Source organism: Pseudonocardia alaniniphila (genome assembly GCF_022524485.1).
Classification (GTDB): domain Bacteria; phylum Actinomycetota; class Actinomycetes; order Mycobacteriales; family Pseudonocardiaceae; genus Pseudonocardia; species Pseudonocardia alaniniphila.
Genome location: NZ_JAKXMK010000011.1, coordinates 67,495 through 87,961 on the forward strand (window position 1 = coordinate 67,495; position 20,467 = coordinate 87,961).

Sequence of the window (20,467 nt, forward strand, 5' to 3'; positions counted from 1 at the left end):
AGGTGTCCGGAGCTAGCGTCAGTGCGTGACCCAGCAGGCGCCCACGCGCGTCGCACCTCCCGTCCCCGCCTCCCGCTACCGGTGGGGCGCCTTGGCCGCCGTCGTGGTCACGGTATGCGCGTGGGCGTCGGCGTTCGTCGCCATCCGCGCCGTCGGGCAGTCCTACGGCGCCGGTTCGCTTGCGCTGGGCCGCCTTCTCGTCGGGTGTCTCGCCCTCGGCGCCGGACTGCTGGTCAGCAGGCGTTGGGTCACCCCGACCGCGCGAGAGTGGGGGCTGATCGCGCTGTGCGGGGTTGCGTGGTTCGGCGTCTACAACGTGGCGCTGAACGCCGCGGAGCAGCAGGTCGACGCGGGTACCGCGGCGATGGTGGTGAACGTCGGCCCGATCCTGATCGCGCTGTTCGCAGGGTGGTTGCTCGGCGAGGGCTTCCCGCGCTGGCTCGTGGTGGGGGCGCTGATCGCCTTCGGTGGAGCCGTGCTCGTCGGAGCGTCCACGGCGCAGCTGGACCGGTCCGACCTCCTCGGTGTGGTGCTCTGCCTCGTCGCGGCCGTCACCTACGCGGTCGGTGTGCTCTCGCAGAAGTCGGCGCTGCGCAGGCTGCCCGCCCTGCAGGTCACGTGGCTGGCGTGCACGATCGGCGCCGTCGCGTGCCTGCCGTTCACGCCCGCGCTGTTCGCCGACGTAGCCGCCGCCCCCGCCGGGGCGACGGCCGGCCTGGTGTACCTCGGCCTCGTGCCCACCGCGCTGGCCTTCAGCACCTGGGGCTATGCCCTCGCACGCATGGACGCCGGGCGGTTGGGCGTCACGACGTATGTCGTCCCGCCGATCACGATCGTGATGTCGGCCGTGCTGCTCGGCGAGCTCCCAGCGGCGCTGGCGCTCGTCGGGGGTGCGATCTGCCTGATCGGTGTCGCGCTGTCCCGGCGTCGGTAGCAGGTCAGGGCTCGTCCTTCCACGGCGGCGCGACCAGGACGAAGCGGACGCACTGACCGGGCCGTACCTGAGCCGCCCGGTCGACGTCGGCGTCGAGCACCACGGCGGCCACCGGGTACCCGCCCGTCACCGGATGGTCGGCGAGGAACAGCACCGGCTCCCCGCCGGGTGGCACCTGAACGGCTCCCCGCACCATGCCCTCGGTCGGCAGCTCGCCGGAACCGGCGCGCTCGAGCCGCCCGCCCTCCAACCGCATCCCGACCCGGTCGCTGCGGCTCGACGCCGTCCAGATGGTGCCGGCGAGAGCGTCCGGATCAGCGAGGCGGTCAGCACGCGGACCGGGGACGGCCCGCAGCGTGACGGGGCCGCCGGTCGGTACCGCCACCGGAGCCACGTCCACCAGCGGCAGCTCGGACGGCTCCGGGCCGAGGGGGAGCACAACGCCGGGTTCGAGCTTCGGCGGGCCGAGCCCGGCGAGCACGTCCGTGCTGCGCGACCCGAGCACGGGATCGACGGCGACACCGCCACGTACGGCGAGATAGGTGCGCAGGCCGGTCGGGGGTGTCCCGAGTCGCAGCACCTGACCCGGTCGCAGCGTCAGAAGCGCGTTGTGCCCGGCGGGGCGGCCGTCGATGTCCGCCGGGGCCGGGGCCCCGGTCAGCGCGACGGTGAGCGGCACGGGGTTCTGTCCTGCCGCGCGCACGGTCAGGCCGCCGAACACCACCTCGATGCATGCGGCGTCCTCCGCGTTGGCCACGAGCCGGTTGGCCAGGCGGAGCGCGAAGCGGTCGGCGGCCCCCGAACGTCCCACGCCGGACGCGGCGAGCCCTGGCCGTCCGAGGTCCTCGACGAGTGCCAGTGCGCCGGTGGCCAGCACCTCCAGGGCTCGCTTGCTCACCGCACTCCCTCGCTGCGCTCGGTCGGCGCTGCGCGAAGGCGCTGTGACACTGATTCGCTCGCAAGCTTGCTCACCGGGCCTCCACGAACCGGACGGTGCCCCCGGGCTCGAGCAGGGCACCACGCTCGAGATCCCACAGCACCGCGTCGGTGCGACCGATCAACTGCCAGCCGCCGGGCGACGCGCGAGGGTAGATACCGCTGAACTCGCCCGCCAGCCCGACCGACCCCGGCGGCACGGACGTCCGTGGCTCGGCCCGGCGCTCGACGTCCAGGCGTGGATCGCCGCCTGCGAGGTAGGCGAAGCCCGGCGCGAACCCGCCGAAGGCGACCCGCCACGGCGTGCCCGTGTGCGCCTCGACCACACCCGCCGCGCCGAGCCCGGTGAGCCGCCCCACCTCGTCGAGGTCGGGCCCGTCGTAGACGACCGCGATCTCGATGTCCTTCCCGTCCGGCGGCGGCGCGCCCGGCTCCACGGGCAGCGCGAGCACCGCCCGGCGTGCCGCGACCAGGTCGGTGCGGGGGACGAAGGTGAGCAGCACCGTCCGTGCCGCCGGGACGACGTCGAGCACGCCGTCAGGTGGGTCCGCTCGCACGGCGTCGGCCAGGGCGAGCACCTCGGGTAGTCCGTCGACCTCGATGAGCAGCCCGGCGTCCCCGTACGGGAGCACCTTCACCCTGCGCGCTCCCCGGCGAACGGCGTCACCTCGACGCCCGCGCCGTCCAGGCCCGCCCGGACCGCCGTGGCCATCGCCACCGCCCCGGGGGAGTCGCCGTGCACGCACGCCGACTCCGCGTCCACCCGCACCTCGCTGCCGTCCACGGCGGTCACGATGCCGGACTCGATCATCCGCAGCAGCCGGGCGGTCACCTCCTGCGGGTCGTGCAGCAGCGCGCCTGGCTGCGAGCGGGGCACGAGCGTGGCCTCCGGGGTGTATCCGCGGTCGACGAAGAACTCGCGCACCGTCCGCAGTCCGGCGGCCTCGGCCGCGCGCAGCAGAGCCGAGCCGGGCAGCCCGAGCACGGGCAGCGACGCGTCGTACGCGCGGACCGCCGCCACCACCGCCTCGGCCTGCGCCTCGTGGTGCACCACCGCGTTGTAGAGGGCTCCGTGCGGTTTGACGTAGCGCACCGCGGTGCCGCTCACGCGGCACATCCCGTCGAGTGCGCCGATCTGGTACACGATGTCGTCGGCCAGTTGGCCCGGCTCCACGTCGATGAACCGGCGGCCGAACCCCGCCAGGTCGCGGTAGCCGACCTGCGCGCCGACCACCACCCCGGACGTGGCGGCCTTGGCACAGGTGCGGCGCAGCGTCGAGGGGTCGCCGGCGTGGAAGCCGCAGGCCACATTGGCCGAGGTGACGAGGTCGAGCATCGCGTCGTCGTCGCCGAGCACCCACCGGCCGAACGACTCGCCGAGATCAGAGTTGAGGTCCACGCTCACAGGGTTGTCCAATCCGCTTCGCGGGGAACCGGGACGCGCCGGATCACGGCCGCTCAGGGTCTCCGGAGCGTATGGATCGCCGGGCGACGCGGCAAGGAGGTGCCCGGCGGGGCACCCGTCGTCGCGCCTCCGGCAGGCAGGATCGGTGTCATGACGGATGATTCTCCTGCTGCACTCGTGACCGGTGGCGGCAGCGGCATCGGACGGGCCACCGTGCGGCGGCTGGTCAAGGACGGCTGGCGTGTCGTGGTCGCGGACCTCAACGCCGGCAACGGCGAGGCGGCGGCCGCCGAGCTCGGTGCGGCCGCCCGGTTCGTGCGTACCGACGTGGCGCAGGAGCCCGACGTCCGCGCCGCCGTCGACGCGTGCGTGGACCACTTCGGCCGGATCGACTGCGTGGTGAACAACGCCGGTGTCGGGGGCGCCTTCGGGCGGATCACCGAGATCGAGGTCGAGGACTGGGACTACACGTTCGCCGTGCTGGTGCGCGGGGTGTTCCTGGGGATCAAGCACGGGGCCGCCGCCATGCAGGCAGCCGGGCGGGGCGGGTCGATCGTCAACGTCGCCTCGATCGCCGGGTTCGCGGCGGGTGCGGGACTGCAGGCCTACTCGGCTGCGAAGGCGGCCGTGATCAACCTCGGCAAGGTGGCCGCCACCGAGCTCGGGCCCGATCGGATCCGCGTGAACACGGTGTGCCCCGGCCTGATCGAGACGCCGCTGGTCGGTGCGGGCCGCGCTGACGCCGCCGACCGGATGGCCGCAGCGATCGACAAGGCACAGCCGTGGCCGGACCTGGGGCGCCCGGATGACATCGCCGAGGTCATCGCGTTCCTCGCCGGGCCCGCCGTGCCGTTCCTCACGGGCGAGCAGATCACCGTGGACGGAGGCGTGATCGCCGCCGGGCCGCGGCTGGACGAGGCGTACGGCGGGGATCCGGGTGCGCGTGGTTACGTGGGCGTCAACCGCGGCACGACGGGCGAGGGGCCGACGGTGCGCCGTCAGCCCTGATCGCCGCGAGCCCGGCGCCGGCGCTCGTTCAGCTCGGTTGTGAGTCCCGGCGGCGGTCAGCCGGTGTTGCGCAGGCCCGCGGCGATGCCGTTGATGGTCAGCAGCAGCGCGCGGTGCAGGTCGGGGTCCGGTTCGTCGGTGGTACGGCGCTGGCTGAGCAGCTCGACCTGCAGGTGGTGCAGGGGTTCGAGGTAGGCAGCGCGCACCGCGAGGGTGTTGCGCAGCACCGGGTGGCGGGCCAGGAGGGTGGAACTCCCGGTGAGCCGCAGCACCTCGCCCAGGGTGCGCTCGTGCTCGGCGACGATGTCGTCGAAGATCGGGTGCAGGTCGGGCTCCACCAGCTCGGAGACGTAGAACCCGGCGATCCGCAGGTCGGTCTTCGTCAGCGTCATCTCGACGTTGCCGAGCAGGTTGGTGAAGAACGCCCACTCCCGCATCTCGTCGAGCACCTCGCCGTAGCCCGCTTCGCGCGCCGCACGCAGCCCCGTGCCGAGCCCGTACCAGCCGGGCACCACCATGCGGGTCTGCGTCCAGCCGAACACCCATGGGATGGCGCGCAGGTCGTCGAGGGTCGGGGCGCCGCGGCCGGGTCGGCGGGACGGGCGGGAGCCGACGTTGAGCCGCCCCAGCTCGTCAACGGGGGTGGCCGAGGCGAAGAACTCGGGGAGGCCGGGCCGTCCGACGAGCCCGCGGTAGGCGTCCCGTGCGGCGTTGCTGACGACGTCCATCACCTCGTCCCAGCGGTCCAGCTTGGCGCCGCCCCAGCGCGCCGACTGGTGCAGGAGCGTGGCCTCCAGCACCGCGGCCAGCATGGTCTCGAGGTTGTCGTGGGCCAGTGCGGGCAGCGAGTACTTGTCGGAGATCACCTCTCCCTGCTCGGTGACCTTCATGGTGGCGTCCACCGACCCGAACGGCGCCGACGCGACGGCCTCGGCGGACGGCCCGCCGCCGCGTCCGACCGAGCCGCCACGGCCGTGGAACAGCCGCAGCCTGACCCCGTGCTTGGCGCCGATGTCGCGCAGCTGGCGCTGCGCCCGGTGGATCTCCCATTGCGACGTGGTGATGCCGGCGCCCTTGTTCGAGTCCGAGTAGCCCAGCATCACCTCCTGGAGGTCGCCGCGGTTGCGCACGTGTTGCCGGTAGGCCGGCACGGACAGCAGGTGATCGAGCAGGTCGCCCGCCTGGGAGAGCTCCTCGACGGTCTCGAACAGCGGCACGAGGTCGATCGACGAGCGAGGGTCCCGGTGCAGCTCCACCATGAACGCCTCGCGAGCGAGGACCGCGACGGCCAACACGTCGTCGACCCCCTGGCACATGGAGACGATGTAGGTGCGCGCCGCCTCCTGGCCGTACTCGTGCTGGACGTCGTGGAGCATGTCGAAGGTCGCCAGCACGTCCACGGCCTCCGCGGGGAGGCCGTAGTGGCGACGCACCAGCGGGCGTCCGCCCTCCAGCTCGCGGGCGAGGAGCTGCGTGCGCTCATCGCGGGACAGCTCCGCGTAGGGCTTCGGCAGCTCGCCCAGCGCGTCGTAGACGGCGCCGAGGGCCTCGTGGTGGCGCGCGCTGTGCTCCCGGACGTCGAGCTCGGCGAGGTGCAGTCCGAGTGCCCTCGCGGTGCGCAGGGCACGGGCGAGCGTGCCGTCGGCGATGCGTCCGCCCAAGTGGCCGCGCAGCGAGCGGTCGACCACGGCCAGGTCCTCGATGAACCTCTGCGAGCCCAGGTAGTCGCGTCCCGTCCGGTGCTCGCCGTGCTGCTTGATCCGCGTACGGGTGTTCTCGAGCCGCGCCCGCACGTAAGAGAGCTTGAGCCGGTACGGCTCGTGGGCGTTGAGCCGGATGAAGCGGTCGTACACCTCCGGGAGCGTGCGGCGGTCGCGGGCCAGCGAGCTGCGCAGCTCCTCGGAAACGCCGATCACGCGGGTGGAGATGCTCAGCTCGCTGACCAGGTCCTCGACCAGGCCCTCGTGGATGCGGATGGCCCGCTCCGAGTACAGCTCCAGCACCTCGCGCGTCACGGCCGGGGTGACGTTGGGGTTGCCGTCGCGGTCGCCTCCGACCCAGCAGCCGAGCGCGAGCGGACGCGCCCCCTCGGGCACGGTGAAACCGGCCGCGCGTACCTCGCGCTCGAACTCGCCGAGCAGCTCGGGCACGGCGGTGCGGCCGAGCTGCTCCATGTACCAGCCGATCGCCCGGGCCTCGTCGGCGACGGTCGGCTTGTCGGGGCGCAGCTCGTCGGTCTGCCAGAGCAGGTCGACGAGGGCGGCGAGCTCCTCGTCCGGCGCGCCCCGGTCCAGGGCGGTGGCCACGCGCCGCACGATCGCGAGCACCGACTGGCGGGAGGACTCGGTGGGGTGCGCCGTGAACACCGGCCGCAGTTCTGTGCGGGCCAGCACGGCCTGCACCTCCGCGTGGTCGGGTCCGCCCTGGTCGGTGGAGCGGGCGATCCGCTCCATGAGCCGGCGCAGCGGTCCGCGCCCGTCGGGATCGGAGCCGGCGAGCTCCCTGGCCCGGTGGCGCTGCTCCGCGATGTTGGCGAGCTGGAAGTACTGCGAGAAGGCTCTCGCCAGCGACACCGCGGTGCCGGTGTCCAGCCCGGAGAGCAGCTTGGTGACCTCGGCGTCCCCGTCCCCGCCCGCGGCGATCGCCGACCGCGAGAGCCGCCGGACCTGCTCGACGAGCTCCAGCAGCTCGGGCCCACCGTGGTGCGCGAGGGTCTGGCCGAGCATCGTCGACAGCCGCCTGATGTCGGCGCGCAGGGCGTCGTGCCCGGACGCCGAGATCACACCGGCATGGGCCGCGACGTCGCGGGGGGCGCCGCCGGACCGCGCGATGGCGGCGTCGGGAGGCGACAGATCCGGTGGCCCGGTGTCGAACATCGAGCGCACAAGATCGCTCACTGGCGTCTCCGATTCGGCCGTCGGGGCCGTTCGCGCCGGTGGGAACGACAGGACGAGCCGACATCGTCCCCTCTCCACGGTGCTGCGCGCCAGCCCCCGGACCGTCCGGAATGGATCAGCCGGTCAGGTCCAGCAACGCCGCGAGCGCCATCCGCGTCAGCACCGCTGCCACAGCAGGTGCGCGTTGCACGTCGAGCCCCGGCGCGCTGTGCGGGGTGGAGTTCAGCAGGCCGAACGCGCCGTGCGCGGCGATCCGGGCCGACTCGACGGGCAGGCCGGGGTGCACCCGCTGCAGCGCGTCCACCCAGATCTCCACGTAGGTGCGCTGCAGCAGGCGCACCCTCCGGCGTGCCTCGACCGGCAGGTTCGCCAGGTCGCGGTCCTGCACCACGATCAGCTCCGGCTCGCGCAGGGCGAAGTCGGCCTGGAACTCGACGAGCGCCCTGAGCACCGTCCGCGGGTCGTCCGACGACCTGGCGCGGGCCTGCCCGCCGGCGAGCAGGTGCTCGCTGATGCCGATGAGCATCTCGGCGAGCAGCGCTTCCTTGCCGGGGAAGTGCCGGTACAGCGCGGGCCCGCTGACCCCGACGGCCGCTCCCAGGTCGGCGATGCTCACGCCGTGGAAGCCGTGCTTGGCGAACAGCTGCGCCGCGACCGTGAGGATCTGCTGCCGCCTGCCGCCTGCCGGCACCACCGGGGACGCTGCCACCCGGGCAGCGTAGCCCCCGTGTTAATACCTGCTAACCCACTTGTGGTCGCCCTCAGCAGTGTCACAGCGCCGATCGTTACCCTCGTGGAATGGCCCGGCTACCGAAGGCGATTCGCGCGCGCCTCGGCGTCCGCACCGCGTCGGCGCTGTCTGCCGCCGCGGTGGTCGCCATTGCCTTGATCGTCGCGGGCGCGGCGCTCGTCTTCCTGGTCGGCCAGTCGCTGCGTGCCACGGTGAAGGACTCCGCCGAGGACCGGACGAAGCAGATCGTCGAGCGGGTCGAGGGCAACTACGAGGGCTCGGCCAACGAGAACGCCCGAGAGGCGATCGACGTTCTCGCCACCCCGGACGACCTGGTCCAGGTGCTCGTCAGGTACGAGTCGGACGACGACGAGGACCACGTCACGGTGATCGAGGCCGGCAGCGACGCCGCAGGCCGGGCGACGGCGCTGTCCACGATCGCACCCCAGGACGGGAAGTCCGTCGTGGTGCCCGACACCGAGGTCAGGCGCGCCAACGGCGTTCCGGCCAAGGTCGTGCTGGTGGCGGCCGGGGCGGTGTCCGCGGGCGACCACGTCGTCGTGCTGGTGGCGATGCCGCTGAAGCCCGTCGACGACGCCACCAGCACGTTGCTGTTCTACCTGATGTTCGGCGTGCCCATCCTCATCCTCATCACCGGGCTCACCACGTACTTCTTCGCGGGGCGGGCGTTGCGCCCGGTGGAGGCGATCCGGTCGCGCGTGGCCGCGATGAGCGAGAAGGACCTGTCCCAGCGGGTACCCGTGCCCCCCGCTCGCGACGAGGTGGGCCGCCTGGCCGAGACGATGAACGCGATGATCGAGCGGCTGCAGGACGCCCAGGGCGTCCAGCGCCGGTTCGTCGCCGACGCCAGCCACGAGCTGCGCAGCCCGCTCGCCACGATCGCCACCGGTCTCGAGCTCATGCAGCGCGGCTCGAACGAGCCCGGCACCGTCACGGCGCTGCGGGGTGAGACCGAGCGGCTCAACCGGCTGGTCGACGCGCTGCTGTTGCTCGCCAGGGCCGACGAGCGCGGGCTGCAGCCGCGCCGCGAGGAGGTCGACCTCGACGAGGTCGCCGAGACCGAGCGTGGCCGTCCGTCCGAGAGCCGGGTGGTGGCCGAGGTGCAGACCGAGCCGGTGCGCGTGATCGGAGACCGTGGCCAGCTGGCCAGGGTCGTGCGCAACCTCGTCGACAATGCGCGCCGGCATGCCCGCTCCCGGGTGGTCGTCAGGGTCATGCGGGAGGACGGCATGGCGGTGGTGGAGGTCTCGGACGACGGACCGGGTGTGCCTCTCGAGGACCGGGCCAGGGTGTTCGACCGGTTCGTACGCCTCGACGCTGCCCGGGCCCGTGCGGACGGAGGCTCCGGGCTGGGCCTGGCGATCGTTGCCGAGGTCGTCGCGGCTCACGGCGGCACCGTGGAGGTGGACGAGGCGACGATCGGCGGGGCGCGGTTCCGGGTGCGGCTGCCCGCGCAAGCGCCTGTGCCCGTCGCCGACCGCACCCCGGCTGCCCCGTGGCAGCCCGTCGCTCCCACGCCGACTGCGCCCACCCCAGCGGTTGCGCACATGCAGCAGCCGGTGCGCGACGAGGATGCGAAGCGCGATCCGGAGACGAGGCCGTGGGGTCTGCCGGCCGTCCCGACCAGCCCTCCCGTCGGTCTCCCGTCGCCGAGACGCCGGGCGGCTCAGCCGGGTATGCCGGGCGGTCAGCCCGGCTCGGTCATCCGGTAACCCACCCCGCGCACGGTATCGATGCTGCGCGTGCCGAACGGCGTGTCGATCTTGCGGCGGAGGTAGCCGACGTACACCTCGACGACGTTGACCTCGCCCTCGTAGTGGGCGTCCCAGACGGCGCGCAGGATGTCGGTCTTCGTGACGACCTCGCCGGCGTGGCGCATCAGGTGCTCCAGCACCCCGAACTCGCGCGGGGTCAGCGTGATCTCGGTGTCTCCGCGGTGGACCCTGTGGCGGGCGGGATCGAGGCGCAGCGTGCCGACGTTCAGCACGGCGGGTCTGGCATCCCCGGAGCGCCGCAGGAGGGCGCGCAGCCGGGCGAGGAGCACGACGAACGAGAACGGCTTGACGAGGTAGTCGTCGGCGCCGAGGTCGAAGGCGTCGGCCTCGTCGTACTCGCCGTCCTTGGCGGTCAGCATGAGCACCGGGGTCCAGATCGACGCCGCGCGCATCCGTTCCAGCACGCGGTAGCCGGACAGGCCGGGCAGCATGATGTCCAGCACGACGACGTCATGTTGGTGAGTGCTCGCCGCTGCCAAGCCGGCCAGGCCGTCGTGCACGACGTGCACGGAGTGGCCCTCGTTGGTCAACCCGCGCCGCACCATCTCGGCCAGCGGTACCTCGTCCTCCACCAGCAGTACCCGCACGATCAAACCGTATAGGGCCCCGGCGGCGTGGCCCTCCTCCCACCCGCCGTGGCGGTACTGGCATCACCCGGTTAATGAGCGTTAACATCGGCGCCAGTCGACCGAGGGAGTCAGCATGCCCGTCGTCATGTCCGCTCCGGTGCTGCGCAGCGCGGTCGACCCAGCGGGGCAGGACTCCGCACGTCACACCGCTGCGCATCGGGAGCTGGTCGCCGACCTGCGGCAGAGGATCGCGGCGGCCCGCCTGGGTGGCCCCGAACGTTCCCGCGTCCGCCACGTCGAGCGGGGCAAGATGCTGCCGCGCGATCGTGTCGACTCGCTGGTCGACCCGTCGAGCCCGTTCCTCGAGCTGTCGCCGCTCGCCGCCGGCGGGATGTACGACGACGAGGCCCCCGGTGCCGGCCTGATCACCGGGGTCGGACGGGTGGCGGGGCGCGAGTGCGTGATCGTGGCCAACGACGCCACCGTCAAGGGCGGCACCTACTACCCGATGACGGTCAAGAAGCACCTGCGCGCCCAGGAGGTGGCGCTGCACAACCGGCTGCCGTGCATCTACCTCGTCGACTCCGGGGGCGCGTACCTCCCCGAGCAGGACAATGTCTTCCCCGACCGGGAGCACTTCGGTCGTATCTTCTACAACCAGGCCACGATGTCCGGGCTCGGCATCCCGCAGATCGCGGCGGTGCTCGGCTCCTGCACAGCGGGCGGTGCGTACGTCCCCGCGATGAGCGACGAGGCCGTGATCGTGCGGAACCAGGGCACGATCTTCCTGGGCGGCCCGCCGCTGGTGAAGGCGGCCACCGGTGAGGTGGTCACGGCCGAGGAGCTGGGCGGGGGTGACCTGCACTCGCGGATCTCCGGGGTCACCGACCACCTCGCGAACGACGACGCGCACGCCCTGCGGATCGTCCGCTCGATCGTCGCGACGCTCGGGCAGCGCGCGGTGCGGCCCTGGGACGTGGTGCCCACCGAGGAGCCCGCCGTGGATCCCGCGTCGCTCTACGACGCGGTGCCCACCGACTCACGCACGCCCTACGACGTGCGCGAGGTGATCGCGCGGATCGTCGACGGTTCCCGCTTCCACGAGTTCAAGGCCGAGTACGGCACCACCCTCGTCACCGGATTCGCGCGGCTGCACGGGCACCCCGTCGGAATCGTCGCGAACAACGGGATCCTGTTCTCCGAGTCGGCGCTCAAGGGCGCGCACTTCATCGAGCTGTGCGACCAGCGCGGTGTCCCGCTGGTGTTTCTCCAGAACATCTCGGGCTTCATGGTCGGCCGCGAGTACGAGGCCGGTGGCATCGCGAAGAACGGGGCGAAGATGGTGACGGCCGTCGCCTCCACGCGGGTCCCGAAATTCACCGTGATCATCGGTGGCTCCTTCGGAGCGGGGAACTACTCGATGTGCGGGCGGGCCTATTCACCGAGGTTCCTCTTCATGTGGCCCAATGCGCGTATCTCGGTGATGGGCGGCGAGCAGGCGGCCACCGTGCTCTCCGCCGTGCGCGGCGACGGGAACGGCGAGTCCGAGGAGTCCTTCAAGGAGCGCATTCGCGCCCAGTACGAGCACCAGGGCCACCCGTACTACTCCACGGCACGGATCTGGGACGACGGCGTGATCGACCCGCTCGACACGAGAACGGTACTGGGCCTGGCGCTGAGCGCCGCGGCCAACGCCCCCCTCGAGACGCCGCATTTCGGCGTCTTCCGGATGTGACTTCCCCGACCAGCAGGAAGGCTGCGCGTGTTTGACACCGTGCTCGTCGCGAACCGGGGTGAGATCGCCGTGCGCGTGCTGCGCACGTTGTGGCGGCTCGGCGTGCGTTCCGTCGCCGTGTACTCCGATGCCGACGCCGACGCTCCCCACGTCGCGCTGGCCGACGTCGCCGTCCGGATCGGGCCGGCACCCGCCGCGCAGAGCTACCTGTCGATCCCGGCGGTGATCGAGGCCGCGCGGTCCACGGGTGCGCAGGCCATCCACCCCGGCTACGGGTTCCTGAGCGAGAACACCGCCTTCGCCGCGGCCTGCGACGAGGCCGGCATCACGTTCGTCGGGCCACCGGCCAGCGCGATCGAGGCGATGGGCGACAAGATCCGCGCCAAGCAGACCGTCGCCAAGGCGGGCGTGCCCGTCGTCCCGGGCTCGGACGGCGCAGGCCTCTCCGACGACGACCTGACGGCGGCCGTCGAGCAGATCGGGTACCCGGTGCTGCTCAAACCCAGCGCGGGCGGTGGCGGCAAGGGCATGCACGAGGTGCACCGTCCCGACCAGCTCGCCGACGCCATCGCGACGGCCCGGCGCGAGGCTCGCGGATCCTTCGGCGACGACACGCTGCTCGTCGAGCGGCTCGTGAGCACTCCCCGGCACATCGAGATCCAGGTCATGGCCGACACGCACGGCAACGTCATCCATCTCGGTGAGCGCGAGTGCAGCCTGCAGCGGCGCCACCAGAAGATCGTGGAGGAGGCGCCGTCGGCGCTGCTCGGCGAGACGCAACGCGCCGCGATGGGCGCAGCGGCGGTCGAGGCGGCCCGCGCGGTGGGCTACACCGGCGCGGGCACGGTGGAGTTCATCGTGGAGGGCGACCGGGCCGACGGCGATCTCGCCTCGAACGGGGCCTTCTACTTCATGGAGATGAACACCCGGCTCCAGGTGGAGCACCCGGTCACCGAGATGGTCACGGGGCTCGACCTCGTGGAGCTGCAGCTGCGGGTGGCCGCGGGCGAGCCGCTGCCGATCGGGCAGGAGGACGTGCGCCTCACCGGGCACGCCGTGGAGGCGCGGGTCTATGCCGAGGACCCGGCCTCGGGATTCCTGCCGACGGGCGGCCGGATCCTCGCGCTGCACGAACCGCAGGGGCCGGGGGTGCGGGTCGACTCGGGTGTGGCGGAGGGGTTCGTCGTCGGCTCGGACTACGACCCGATGCTCGCCAAGGTCATCGCCCACGGCAGCGACCGGGCCGAGGCCCTGCGTCGCCTGGACGCCGCGCTGCGCGACACCGTGCTGCTCGGTCTCGACACCAACGTCGGATTCCTGCGGGCCCTCCTCGCCGACGACGACGTCCGTGCGGCGCGGCTGGACACCGGCCTCGTCGGCCGCCGCGGCACCGCGTGGACCACGTCGGAGCTGCCCGCCGACGTGCTGGCCGCCACCGCGGCCCACGCGATGCTCGCGCTCGAACCCGCGGGGCCGGTGGTGGACCCGTTCGACGTGCCCGGTGGCTGGCGCGTCGGCGACCCCGCCTGGACCACGTGGCAGATGCTGGTGTCCGGGCACGAGCCCGTCGTCGTGCGGGTGCGAGGGCGCGCGGCGGCGGCAGAGTGCGTCGTCGGCGACGACCCCCCGGTCGGTCTGCGGGCCCGTCGCGCCCCGGGGTCGCCTGATCTCGAAGTGACGGTGGACGGCGTCACCCGTCGCTACCACTGCGTCGTCGGCGGGGCCCGCCCCGGTGCCCCTGCCGACAGCACGTTGTGGATCGGCCGTGACGGGCTCGCCTGGGGCGTCCGTGAGCAGGCCCCCCTCGACGCGGCGGCCATGGCCGATGAGGGCGCCGGCGGCCCTGTCCTCTCCCCGATGCCCGGCACCGTCACCGTCGTCGAGGTCACCGAGGGCCAGCAGGTGCGCGCGGGCCAGCGGCTCGTGGTGGTGGAGGCCATGAAGATGGAGCACGTCCTCACCGCGCCCGTCGACGGGGTGGTCCGCGAGCTGCGGGTCCGCACCGGCACCACCGTGGCGCGCGACGCCGCGCTCCTGATCGTCGAACCCGGCACCGAGGAGGAATGACATGGACCTCACGTTGAGCGGCGAGCACGAGACGCTGCGGGCCACCGTCGAGGACTTCGCGCGCAAGGAGGTGGCGCCGGTCATCGGGGAGTTCTACGAGCGTGGCGAGTTCCCGTACGAGATCGTGGCGAAGATGGGCGCGATGGGCCTGTTCGGCCTGCCCTTCGACGAGGAGCACGGCGGCATGGGCGGGGACTACTTCGCCCTGTGCCTCGCGCTGGAGGAGCTCGCCCGCGTCGACTCGTCGGTGGCGATCACCCTGGAGGCCGGGGTGTCGCTGGGGGCGATGCCGATCTACCGGTTCGGCTCCGAGGAGCAGAAGCGGGAGTGGTTGCCCGCGCTCGTCGCCGGAGAGCGGCTCGGCGCGTTCGGGCTGACCGAACCGGGCGGCGGCTCGGACGCAGGCGCCACCCGCACCACCGCCCGGCTCGACGGCGACGAGTGGGTGATCAACGGCTCGAAGGCCTTCATCACCAACTCCGGCACCGACATCACCTCGGTCGTCACGGTCACCGCGATCACGGGTGGCACGGACGCAGCCGGGCGCCGGGAGATCTCGGCGATCATGGTTCCGGCCGGCACACCGGGATTCCGGGTGTCGCAGAAGTACTCGAAGGTCGGCTGGTCGGCCTCCGACACCCGCGAGCTCTTCTTCGACGACTGCCGGGTGCCTGCGGGCAACCTCCTCGGGCAGCGGGGGCGCGGCTACGCCCAGTTCCTCTCGATCCTCGACGAGGGCCGCATCGCGATCGCGGCGTTGTCGGTCGGGCTCGCGCAGGGCTGTGTGGACGAGTCGGTGCGCTACGCACACGAGCGTGAGGCGTTCGGCAGGCCGATCGGCAGCTACCAGGCCATCCAGTTCAAGATCGCCGACATGGAGGCGCGGGCGCACACCGCACGGCTGGCGTACTACGCGGCGGCGGCGAAGATGCTGGCAGGCGAGCCGTTCAAGAAGGAGGCGGCGATCGCGAAGCTGGTGGCCTCGAACGCGGCGATGGACAACGCCCGCGACGCCACGCAGGTCTTCGGGGGCTACGGGTTCATGAACGAGTATCCGGTGGGCCGCTTCTACCGTGATGCGAAGATCTTGGAGATCGGCGAAGGCACCTCCGAGGTTCAACGGATGTTGATCGCCCGACAGCTCGGTCTGTAGCACCCCGCTGGCGCCATCGGGGTCGCCCACCGGAGGATGGTGGGGTGAACGCCCTGTTCGCCCGGATAGTCGTGATTGTGAGCGGTGCCGCAATCTTGGTGGTGGAGACACTCTCCACCCGGCTCGTGGCGCCTTACGTCGGTCTGACCATCGAGTCCACCACGGCCGTGATCGGTGTGGCGCTGGCCGGGATCGCGGCCGGTGCGTCACTCGGTGGCCGCTGGTCCGACGTGCTGCCACCGCGCCGGGTCGCCGCCGGTGCACTGGCCGTCGGCGGGCTGGGCGTGCTCGTGGTGCGCCCGCTGATCCGGCTCCTGGGCCCGGGGCTCGGACCGGGCCCGTACGCGGCGGTGGTGCTGGTCGCGGTGTCGACGCTGGTGTCGGTCACCGCACTGGCGATGGTGACGCCTGCCGTCACCCGGGCTTGCCTGTCGAGCGTGGACGGATCGGGCGCGGTGATCGGCCGGCTGTCGGCGGCCGGCACACTCGGGTCACTGGCTGGGGTGTTCCTCACAGGGTTCGTGCTGGTGTCGTTGCTGCCGACCACGGTGATCCTGCTGGTCACGGCGGGGGCCTGTCTGACGCTGTCGGCGGTCACGGCCACAGTTCGCACGCGGACCGCGGTCGCGGGGGTGGCCGTCGCGACGGCGGTGGCAGGCGCGCTGCTGGTGGTCGTGCCCGGGCGCTGCGACGTCGACACCGTCTACTACTGCGCCCGTGTCGAGACCGAACCCGGGGATCCGAACACCCGCATACTCGTGCTCGACGATCTTCGCCACTCGGCTGTCGACCTCTCCGACCCCACCCGCCTGCAGTTCGCCTACACCCAGCGCTTCGCCGACGCGATCGACGCGGCGTTCCCTGGCAGGGGGGCGCTTCAGACGGTGCACCTCGGTGGGGGCGGGTTCACGATGCCCCGCTGGCTCGCCGCCACCCGTCCGGGCAGCACCTCCACCGTGCTCGAGGTGGACGCAGGCGTGGTCGAGCTGGCCCGTCGCGAGCTGGACGTCGACTCCATCCCCGGCACGTCGGTGCAGATCGGGGACGCCAGAACGTCGCTGGCGAGCGTGCCGACGGCGTCCGCGGACGTCGTGGTGGGCGACGCGTTCGGCGAGCGGTCGGTGCCGTGGCATCTCGCCACGGCCGAGTTCATGGGCGATGTGAACCGGGTGCTGCGCATCGACGGTGTCTTCGTGCTGAACGTGATCGACGACCAGCCGTGGCACCTGCTCGCCGCCGAGATGGCCACCGTCGCGAGCCGGTTCCCGCACGTCGCACTCCTGGTGCGGCCGGATCAGCTCGCGCCGGGCGGCGGGGGCAACGCCGTGATCGTCGCATCCGACCGGCCGCTCGACGCCACCGCGATGGCCGCCCACGCCGCCGCTCACGGCGAGCCGAACTCGGTGCTCGGCGACGACGCCGCCCGCAACTTCGCCGCCGGTGCCCAAGTTCTCACCGACGACTGGGCGCCGGTCGACCAGCTGAGAGGCTGAGCACGGTACGGTCCGCACGACCCGAGGGGAAGGTGGCGTGGTGGCCAGCTGGGACGATCTGGTGTCCTTCGTCCGCGTGCGCTACGAGATCATGCGGCAGGTCGAGGACGAGCTGTGGTTCAACCTGCCCACGTCGGGCGAGCGCACCCAGCTCGTCGTGGTGCGGCTGGCGAGCGGAGAGGACTCCCACCAGTGGGCCCAGATCACGTCGCCGATCGGGCGGGCCGCCGACCTGGACCTCCCCCGGCTGCTCATGCTCGCGGGTGAGTCGATCGCCGGTGGTGCCGTCGCCACCGACGGAGTGGTGCTCTTCCGCCACTCGATCCCGCTGGCCGACACCGCGCTCGACGGCTTCGACCGCTCGTTCCGCGTGGTGGTCGAGGTGGCCGACCGGCTCGAGAACGAGCTGACCGGCTCCGACGAGCACTGAGCCTGCGCACCGGAGCCTGACCGAACGGGCCCTCTGCCCGGACCTGGCGGACGAGGGCGCCGCTCGTCCCAGGCCCTAGCCTGCTCGCCTGCTCGGAGCCACCCGGTCCAGCACTCCCGGCCGATCGGTCACGCCGACCAACTCTGTGAGGGTCGGGTGGCCCGCCGCCAGCAGCGCCGCGTCCCTACCCGGTTCCAGCGGCGTCGACATCTTCGCCGACTCGGAGTGCAGCACCTCGCCGTGCTCCCCGCTGCGGTGGTCGACGCGCACCTGGACCGTGCCGAACGTCGAGAGCCCGGCTTCACGCAGCTCTCCGACCTCGGCGATGGGCAGGTTGGGCACGTTCAGCGACAGGGCGGCGGGGTCCGGAGCGGCGAGCAGCACGTCGAGCACCTCGGGCAGGAGATGCAGCACGGTGTCCCAGTGGGGGTTCTCCGGTGCCGGGTCGGTGAGGTCCAGTGACACGGCCAGCCCGCGCCACCCGTGCATCAACCCGGCCAGCACCGCGTTCACCGTGCCGGAGTGCAGCACCGCGTGACCGAGGTTGGCCCCGAGGTTGATGCCGGACAGCACGACATCCGGCTCCGGGTCCAGCCAGCCGCGCCCGGCCGAGTGCACGATGAACGCCGGGTGCCCCTCCACCGCGTAGGCCGGCACGCCGGGCAGGCCGGCGAGCTCCCGGCTGTGTACGCGGGTGCGGTTGCCGTCACGGATCGAGAGCACCGACCCACCGACACCGCTGGCGTCGACGTGTGGCGCGGCGATGACCACCTCGAACCCGGCGGCACGCGCTCCGTCGGCGAGCGCGTGTAGCCCGGGGGAGTCGATGCCGTCGTCGTTGGTGATCAGGGCACGGAGACGTCGCGAATGGGCCACCAGTTCACCGTAAGGGAGGAAGGTGACCTGAGGGCGACGCGCCCGTGACCCGCACCGGTCCCCGCCGCCACGGACGTAGGCTCCGCCAGTGGTCACCCGCATTCCCATGCCCCCCACGGGCGAGCAGTTCGAGATCCGCTCCGGCGACGTCCGCGCGGTCGTCACCGAGGTCGGTGCGGGCCTGCGGGCCTTCGAGTCGGACGGTCGCCCGTACATCGAGACGTTCGACGAGTCGGCGCGCCCGCCACGCGGGTCCGGCAACGTCCTCGTCCCGTGGCCCAACCGCACCGCGCACGGGCGTTGGACGTGGAACGGGCAGCCTCAGCAGCTATCGCTGAGCGAGCCCGCGGCAGGTAACGCGATCCACGGGCTGCTCCGCCACGCCTTCTACCGCACGGGTGAGCTCACGCCGGACACCGTCACGCTGCACGCCGTGGTCGCTCCTCAGCCGGGCTGGCCGGTGCCGCTCGACACCAGCGTGCGGTTCGCCGTGCGAGCGGACGGGCTCACCGTCACCCACCGCGTGCGCAACGTGGGGGCCGATCCGGTCCCGTTCGGTGTCGGGGCGCACCCGTACCTGCGGGCGGGGGACGAGGCCACCGACGACTGCGTGCTCACGCTGGCGGCCGCCTCGACACTCCCGCTGGACGGAGGCCTGCCCACGGGCCCGGCCGTGCCCGCCGATGGCGATCTCGACTTCCGGGCGGGCCGGCCACTTCGCGGCCGTGAGCTCGACCACGCCTTCGGCGACTGCGCTCCTGCCGACGGGGACACGGTGGTGCGCCACCGGCTGACCGGACGCACCGCGGGCGTCGAGCTGTGGGCCGATCCCGACTTCGCCTGGGTGCAGGTCTTCACCCCCGACGACCACCCCGGGCGGGGCCGCGCGGTCGCCGTCGAGCCGATGACCTGCCCTCCCGACGCGCTGAACTCCGGAACAGGGCTGCTCGTCGTCGAGCCGGGCGAGACGTGGACCGGGAGCTGGGGCATCCGACCGCTGGCGATCTCCGGCTGATCGGGCAAGCTCACCGCCCCGCTACGGCACGAGTACCGGCTGGTCCACGACCCAGAGCCACGACCCGTCCGGCTGGCGGCGGGCGATCTCGACGGTCACCTCACCGGTGGTCAGCGTGGACACCGTGAGCGCCAGGTCGCCGCTCACCAGCGCTGGATGCTGCCTACCCGGCGAGAGCACCGGCGCGGCCGCCACGAACTGCTCGTACACCTTGCGGATCTCCGCATGTCCGGTCGCAAGGTTGCCCGGTGGAAACGCCAGCACGGCGTTCGGCTCGTACAACGCCACCAGCCCGTCGACGTCGCCCGCGTTGCCGCGCTCGATGAAGTGCTTGCCCAGGTCGTTCGGCTCAGTGGCCACTGTCTTGCTTGTCATGCTGATGAGCCTCGCAACAAATACACGACATCCTGTGTCGTGTATTCCGATAAAGTCCCTGTATGCGCGCCGACCGATTGGTGTCGCTCGTGCTGCTGCTGCGCCGGCACGGTCGGTTGTCCGCGGCCACGCTGGCCCGCGAGCTGGAGGTATCCACGCGCACCGTGCTGCGCGACATCGAGGCGCTGTCCGCTGCCGGCATCCCGGTCTACGCCGAACGCGGCAGGCACGGCGGCTTCGCATTGCTGCCCGGCTTCCAGACCGAGCTCACCGGACTGAACCACGACGAAGCACTTGCCCTGCTGGTCGCCGGATCGCGGCGCGGCGCGCAGGCATTCGGCCTCGGCTCGGCGCTCGCTTCGGCCATGCGCAAGGTGGTTGACGCGCTACCCGAAAGCTATCGGACCACCGCGGCCGGCGCGGCCCGACGATTGCTCATCGACCCGGAGACCGACCTCCTCTCGCGCCGGCTGATCGCTGAGGAGGTGCCCGACACCATAGTGAGCGAGGTCCGGCGCGCGGTGTTCGCCGGACACAAGCTGCGCATCCACTACGCAGCCGTGGACCAGACCCCGAAGTGGCGCACGGTGGACCCGATCGGCCTGGTCACGGTACGCGACCACGGCTACTTGCTGGCCACGAAACTCGGCGCGGACCGCACCTACCGGCTGTCCCGGATCTTGGCCGCCGAGGAACTCACCGAACCCGCACAGCGACCGGACCGGGTCGATCTGGACCGGGCCTGGCAGGAACGCAGCACGCAGTTTCGGACGGGCGGCGACCAGGTCACCGTGCTGGTACGGGTGAACGCGGCACGGCGGGAGGAGCTGCTGCGGACCGTGCTGGCCGTCCGCACCGAGGAACCCGACGCGGACGGCTGGCTGCGACTGGAGGTGACCTTCAGCGATCCGCGACACGCCGAATGGGCGCTGTGGCAGCTCGCCACGAGCGCGGAAGCCCTGACCCCGCAGTGGTTGCGCACCGCCCTGCGCAACCGCGCTGCCGCGATCGCCACCTGCTACGGAGCGTCATCCTGAACGTTGATACG

18 protein-coding genes are annotated in these 20,467 nt (G+C 72.3%); 10 read left to right on the plus strand and 8 right to left on the minus strand.

The window, feature by feature from the left end; all coding sequences use genetic code 11:
• Positions 1 to 25 precede the first annotated feature (25 nt).
• Positions 26 to 934 (plus strand): DMT family transporter, encoded by a 909-nt coding sequence (locus MMF94_RS14040; RefSeq protein WP_241036842.1) that lies wholly within the window; start codon positions 26 to 28, stop codon positions 932 to 934.
• A gap of 4 nt (positions 935 to 938) precedes the next feature.
• Here the strand turns inward: MMF94_RS14040 and MMF94_RS14045 are convergent, their stop codons facing one another.
• The 3 genes from MMF94_RS14045 to MMF94_RS14055 form a co-directional block, all read right to left on the minus strand.
• Positions 939 to 1,832: a 5-oxoprolinase subunit C family protein gene (locus tag MMF94_RS14045; RefSeq protein ID WP_241036843.1), complete on the minus strand. Its 894-nt coding sequence runs from the start codon at positions 1,830 to 1,832 to the stop codon at positions 939 to 941.
• Positions 1,833 to 1,902: 70 nt separating this feature from the next.
• On the minus strand, positions 1,903 to 2,508 hold the full coding sequence (locus MMF94_RS14050) for a 5-oxoprolinase subunit B family protein (RefSeq protein ID WP_241036844.1): 606 nt from the start codon (positions 2,506 to 2,508) through the stop codon (positions 1,903 to 1,905).
• The gene (locus MMF94_RS14055) at positions 2,505 to 3,275 is read right to left on the minus strand and encodes a LamB/YcsF family protein (protein WP_241036845.1); all 771 of its coding nucleotides are present in this window, start codon (positions 3,273 to 3,275) and stop codon (positions 2,505 to 2,507) included. The genes MMF94_RS14050 and MMF94_RS14055 overlap by 4 nt, the downstream gene beginning before the upstream one ends.
• A gap of 150 nt (positions 3,276 to 3,425) precedes the next feature.
• Between MMF94_RS14055 and MMF94_RS14060 the strand changes: the two genes are divergently transcribed.
• Positions 3,426 to 4,283 carry an SDR family NAD(P)-dependent oxidoreductase gene (locus MMF94_RS14060; RefSeq protein WP_241036846.1) on the plus strand — a complete coding sequence of 286 codons (858 nt, stop codon included), beginning with the start codon at positions 3,426 to 3,428 and terminating at the stop codon, positions 4,281 to 4,283.
• Positions 4,284 to 4,339: 56 nt separating this feature from the next.
• Here the strand turns inward: MMF94_RS14060 and ppc are convergent, their stop codons facing one another.
• Both ppc and MMF94_RS14070 read right to left on the minus strand, forming a co-directional pair.
• Positions 4,340 to 7,180, minus strand: a complete 2,841-nt coding sequence (ppc, locus tag MMF94_RS14065) for a phosphoenolpyruvate carboxylase (protein WP_241036847.1) — start codon at positions 7,178 to 7,180, stop codon at positions 4,340 to 4,342.
• Positions 7,181 to 7,295: 115 nt separating this feature from the next.
• Positions 7,296 to 7,889: an SACE_7040 family transcriptional regulator gene (locus MMF94_RS14070; protein ID WP_241036848.1), complete on the minus strand. Its 594-nt coding sequence runs from the start codon at positions 7,887 to 7,889 to the stop codon at positions 7,296 to 7,298.
• An 89-nt stretch (positions 7,890 to 7,978) separates the two neighbouring features.
• Here MMF94_RS14070 and MMF94_RS14075 point away from each other — a divergent pair, with 89 nt between their 5' ends.
• Entirely contained in the window at positions 7,979 to 9,643 is a 1,665-nt protein-coding gene (locus tag MMF94_RS14075; RefSeq protein WP_241036849.1) for a sensor histidine kinase, read from the plus strand.
• On the opposite strand, the gene MMF94_RS14080 is transcribed toward MMF94_RS14075, so the two are convergent.
• Entirely contained in the window at positions 9,619 to 10,293 is a 675-nt protein-coding gene (locus tag MMF94_RS14080; RefSeq protein WP_241036850.1) for a response regulator transcription factor, read from the minus strand. The two genes, MMF94_RS14075 and MMF94_RS14080, sit on opposite strands and share 25 nt — an antisense overlap.
• Positions 10,294 to 10,420: 127 nt before the next feature.
• Here MMF94_RS14080 and MMF94_RS14085 point away from each other — a divergent pair, with 127 nt between their 5' ends.
• The 5 genes from MMF94_RS14085 (at position 10,421) to MMF94_RS14105 (ending at position 17,153) form a co-directional block, all read left to right on the plus strand.
• Entirely contained in the window at positions 10,421 to 12,010 is a 1,590-nt protein-coding gene (locus tag MMF94_RS14085; RefSeq protein ID WP_241037104.1) for a carboxyl transferase domain-containing protein, read from the plus strand.
• Between the two features lie 27 nt (positions 12,011 to 12,037).
• Positions 12,038 to 14,077, plus strand: coding sequence for an acetyl-CoA carboxylase biotin carboxylase subunit (locus MMF94_RS14090; RefSeq protein WP_277398722.1), 2,040 nt, complete (start codon positions 12,038 to 12,040; stop codon positions 14,075 to 14,077).
• Between the two features lies 1 nt (position 14,078).
• Positions 14,079 to 15,230 carry an acyl-CoA dehydrogenase family protein gene (locus tag MMF94_RS14095; protein ID WP_241036851.1) on the plus strand — a complete coding sequence of 384 codons (1,152 nt, stop codon included), beginning with the start codon at positions 14,079 to 14,081 and terminating at the stop codon, positions 15,228 to 15,230.
• Positions 15,231 to 15,307: 77 nt separating this feature from the next.
• Positions 15,308 to 16,723: a fused MFS/spermidine synthase gene (locus MMF94_RS14100; RefSeq protein ID WP_241036852.1), complete on the plus strand. Its 1,416-nt coding sequence runs from the start codon at positions 15,308 to 15,310 to the stop codon at positions 16,721 to 16,723.
• A 40-nt stretch (positions 16,724 to 16,763) separates the two neighbouring features.
• Positions 16,764 to 17,153 carry a YbjN domain-containing protein gene (locus MMF94_RS14105; protein ID WP_241036853.1) on the plus strand — a complete coding sequence of 130 codons (390 nt, stop codon included), beginning with the start codon at positions 16,764 to 16,766 and terminating at the stop codon, positions 17,151 to 17,153.
• A 75-nt stretch (positions 17,154 to 17,228) separates the two neighbouring features.
• Here MMF94_RS14105 and surE read toward each other — a convergent pair whose 3' ends face one another.
• Positions 17,229 to 18,029, minus strand: a complete 801-nt coding sequence (surE, locus tag MMF94_RS14110; protein WP_241036854.1) for a 5'/3'-nucleotidase SurE — start codon at positions 18,027 to 18,029, stop codon at positions 17,229 to 17,231.
• A gap of 106 nt (positions 18,030 to 18,135) precedes the next feature.
• Between surE and MMF94_RS14115 the strand changes: the two genes are divergently transcribed.
• A complete protein-coding gene (locus MMF94_RS14115) occupies positions 18,136 to 19,044 on the plus strand; it encodes an aldose 1-epimerase family protein (RefSeq protein WP_241037108.1) in 909 nt (302 codons plus the stop codon).
• A gap of 21 nt (positions 19,045 to 19,065) precedes the next feature.
• On the opposite strand, the gene MMF94_RS14120 is transcribed toward MMF94_RS14115, so the two are convergent.
• The gene (locus MMF94_RS14120; RefSeq protein WP_338104211.1) at positions 19,066 to 19,404 is read right to left on the minus strand and encodes a YybH family protein; all 339 of its coding nucleotides are present in this window, start codon (positions 19,402 to 19,404) and stop codon (positions 19,066 to 19,068) included.
• A gap of 77 nt (positions 19,405 to 19,481) precedes the next feature.
• Here MMF94_RS14120 and MMF94_RS14125 point away from each other — a divergent pair, with 77 nt between their 5' ends.
• Positions 19,482 to 20,456 (plus strand): helix-turn-helix transcriptional regulator, encoded by a 975-nt coding sequence (locus tag MMF94_RS14125; RefSeq protein ID WP_241036856.1) that lies wholly within the window; start codon positions 19,482 to 19,484, stop codon positions 20,454 to 20,456.
• Positions 20,457 to 20,467: the final 11 nt, after the last annotated feature.

Coding starts and splice junctions, on each gene's coding strand:
- MMF94_RS14060 (WP_241036846.1), top strand. CDS start 3,426: ATGACGGATGATTCTCCTGCTGCACTCGTGACCGGTGGCGGCAGCGGC.
- MMF94_RS14075 (WP_241036849.1), top strand. CDS start 7,979: ATGGCCCGGCTACCGAAGGCGATTCGCGCGCGCCTCGGCGTCCGCACC.
- MMF94_RS14085 (WP_241037104.1), top strand. CDS start 10,421: ATGTCCGCTCCGGTGCTGCGCAGCGCGGTCGACCCAGCGGGGCAGGAC.
- MMF94_RS14095 (WP_241036851.1), top strand. CDS start 14,079: ATGGACCTCACGTTGAGCGGCGAGCACGAGACGCTGCGGGCCACCGTC.
- MMF94_RS14115 (WP_241037108.1), top strand. CDS start 18,136: ATGCCCCCCACGGGCGAGCAGTTCGAGATCCGCTCCGGCGACGTCCGC.
- MMF94_RS14125 (WP_241036856.1), top strand. CDS start 19,482: ATGCGCGCCGACCGATTGGTGTCGCTCGTGCTGCTGCTGCGCCGGCAC.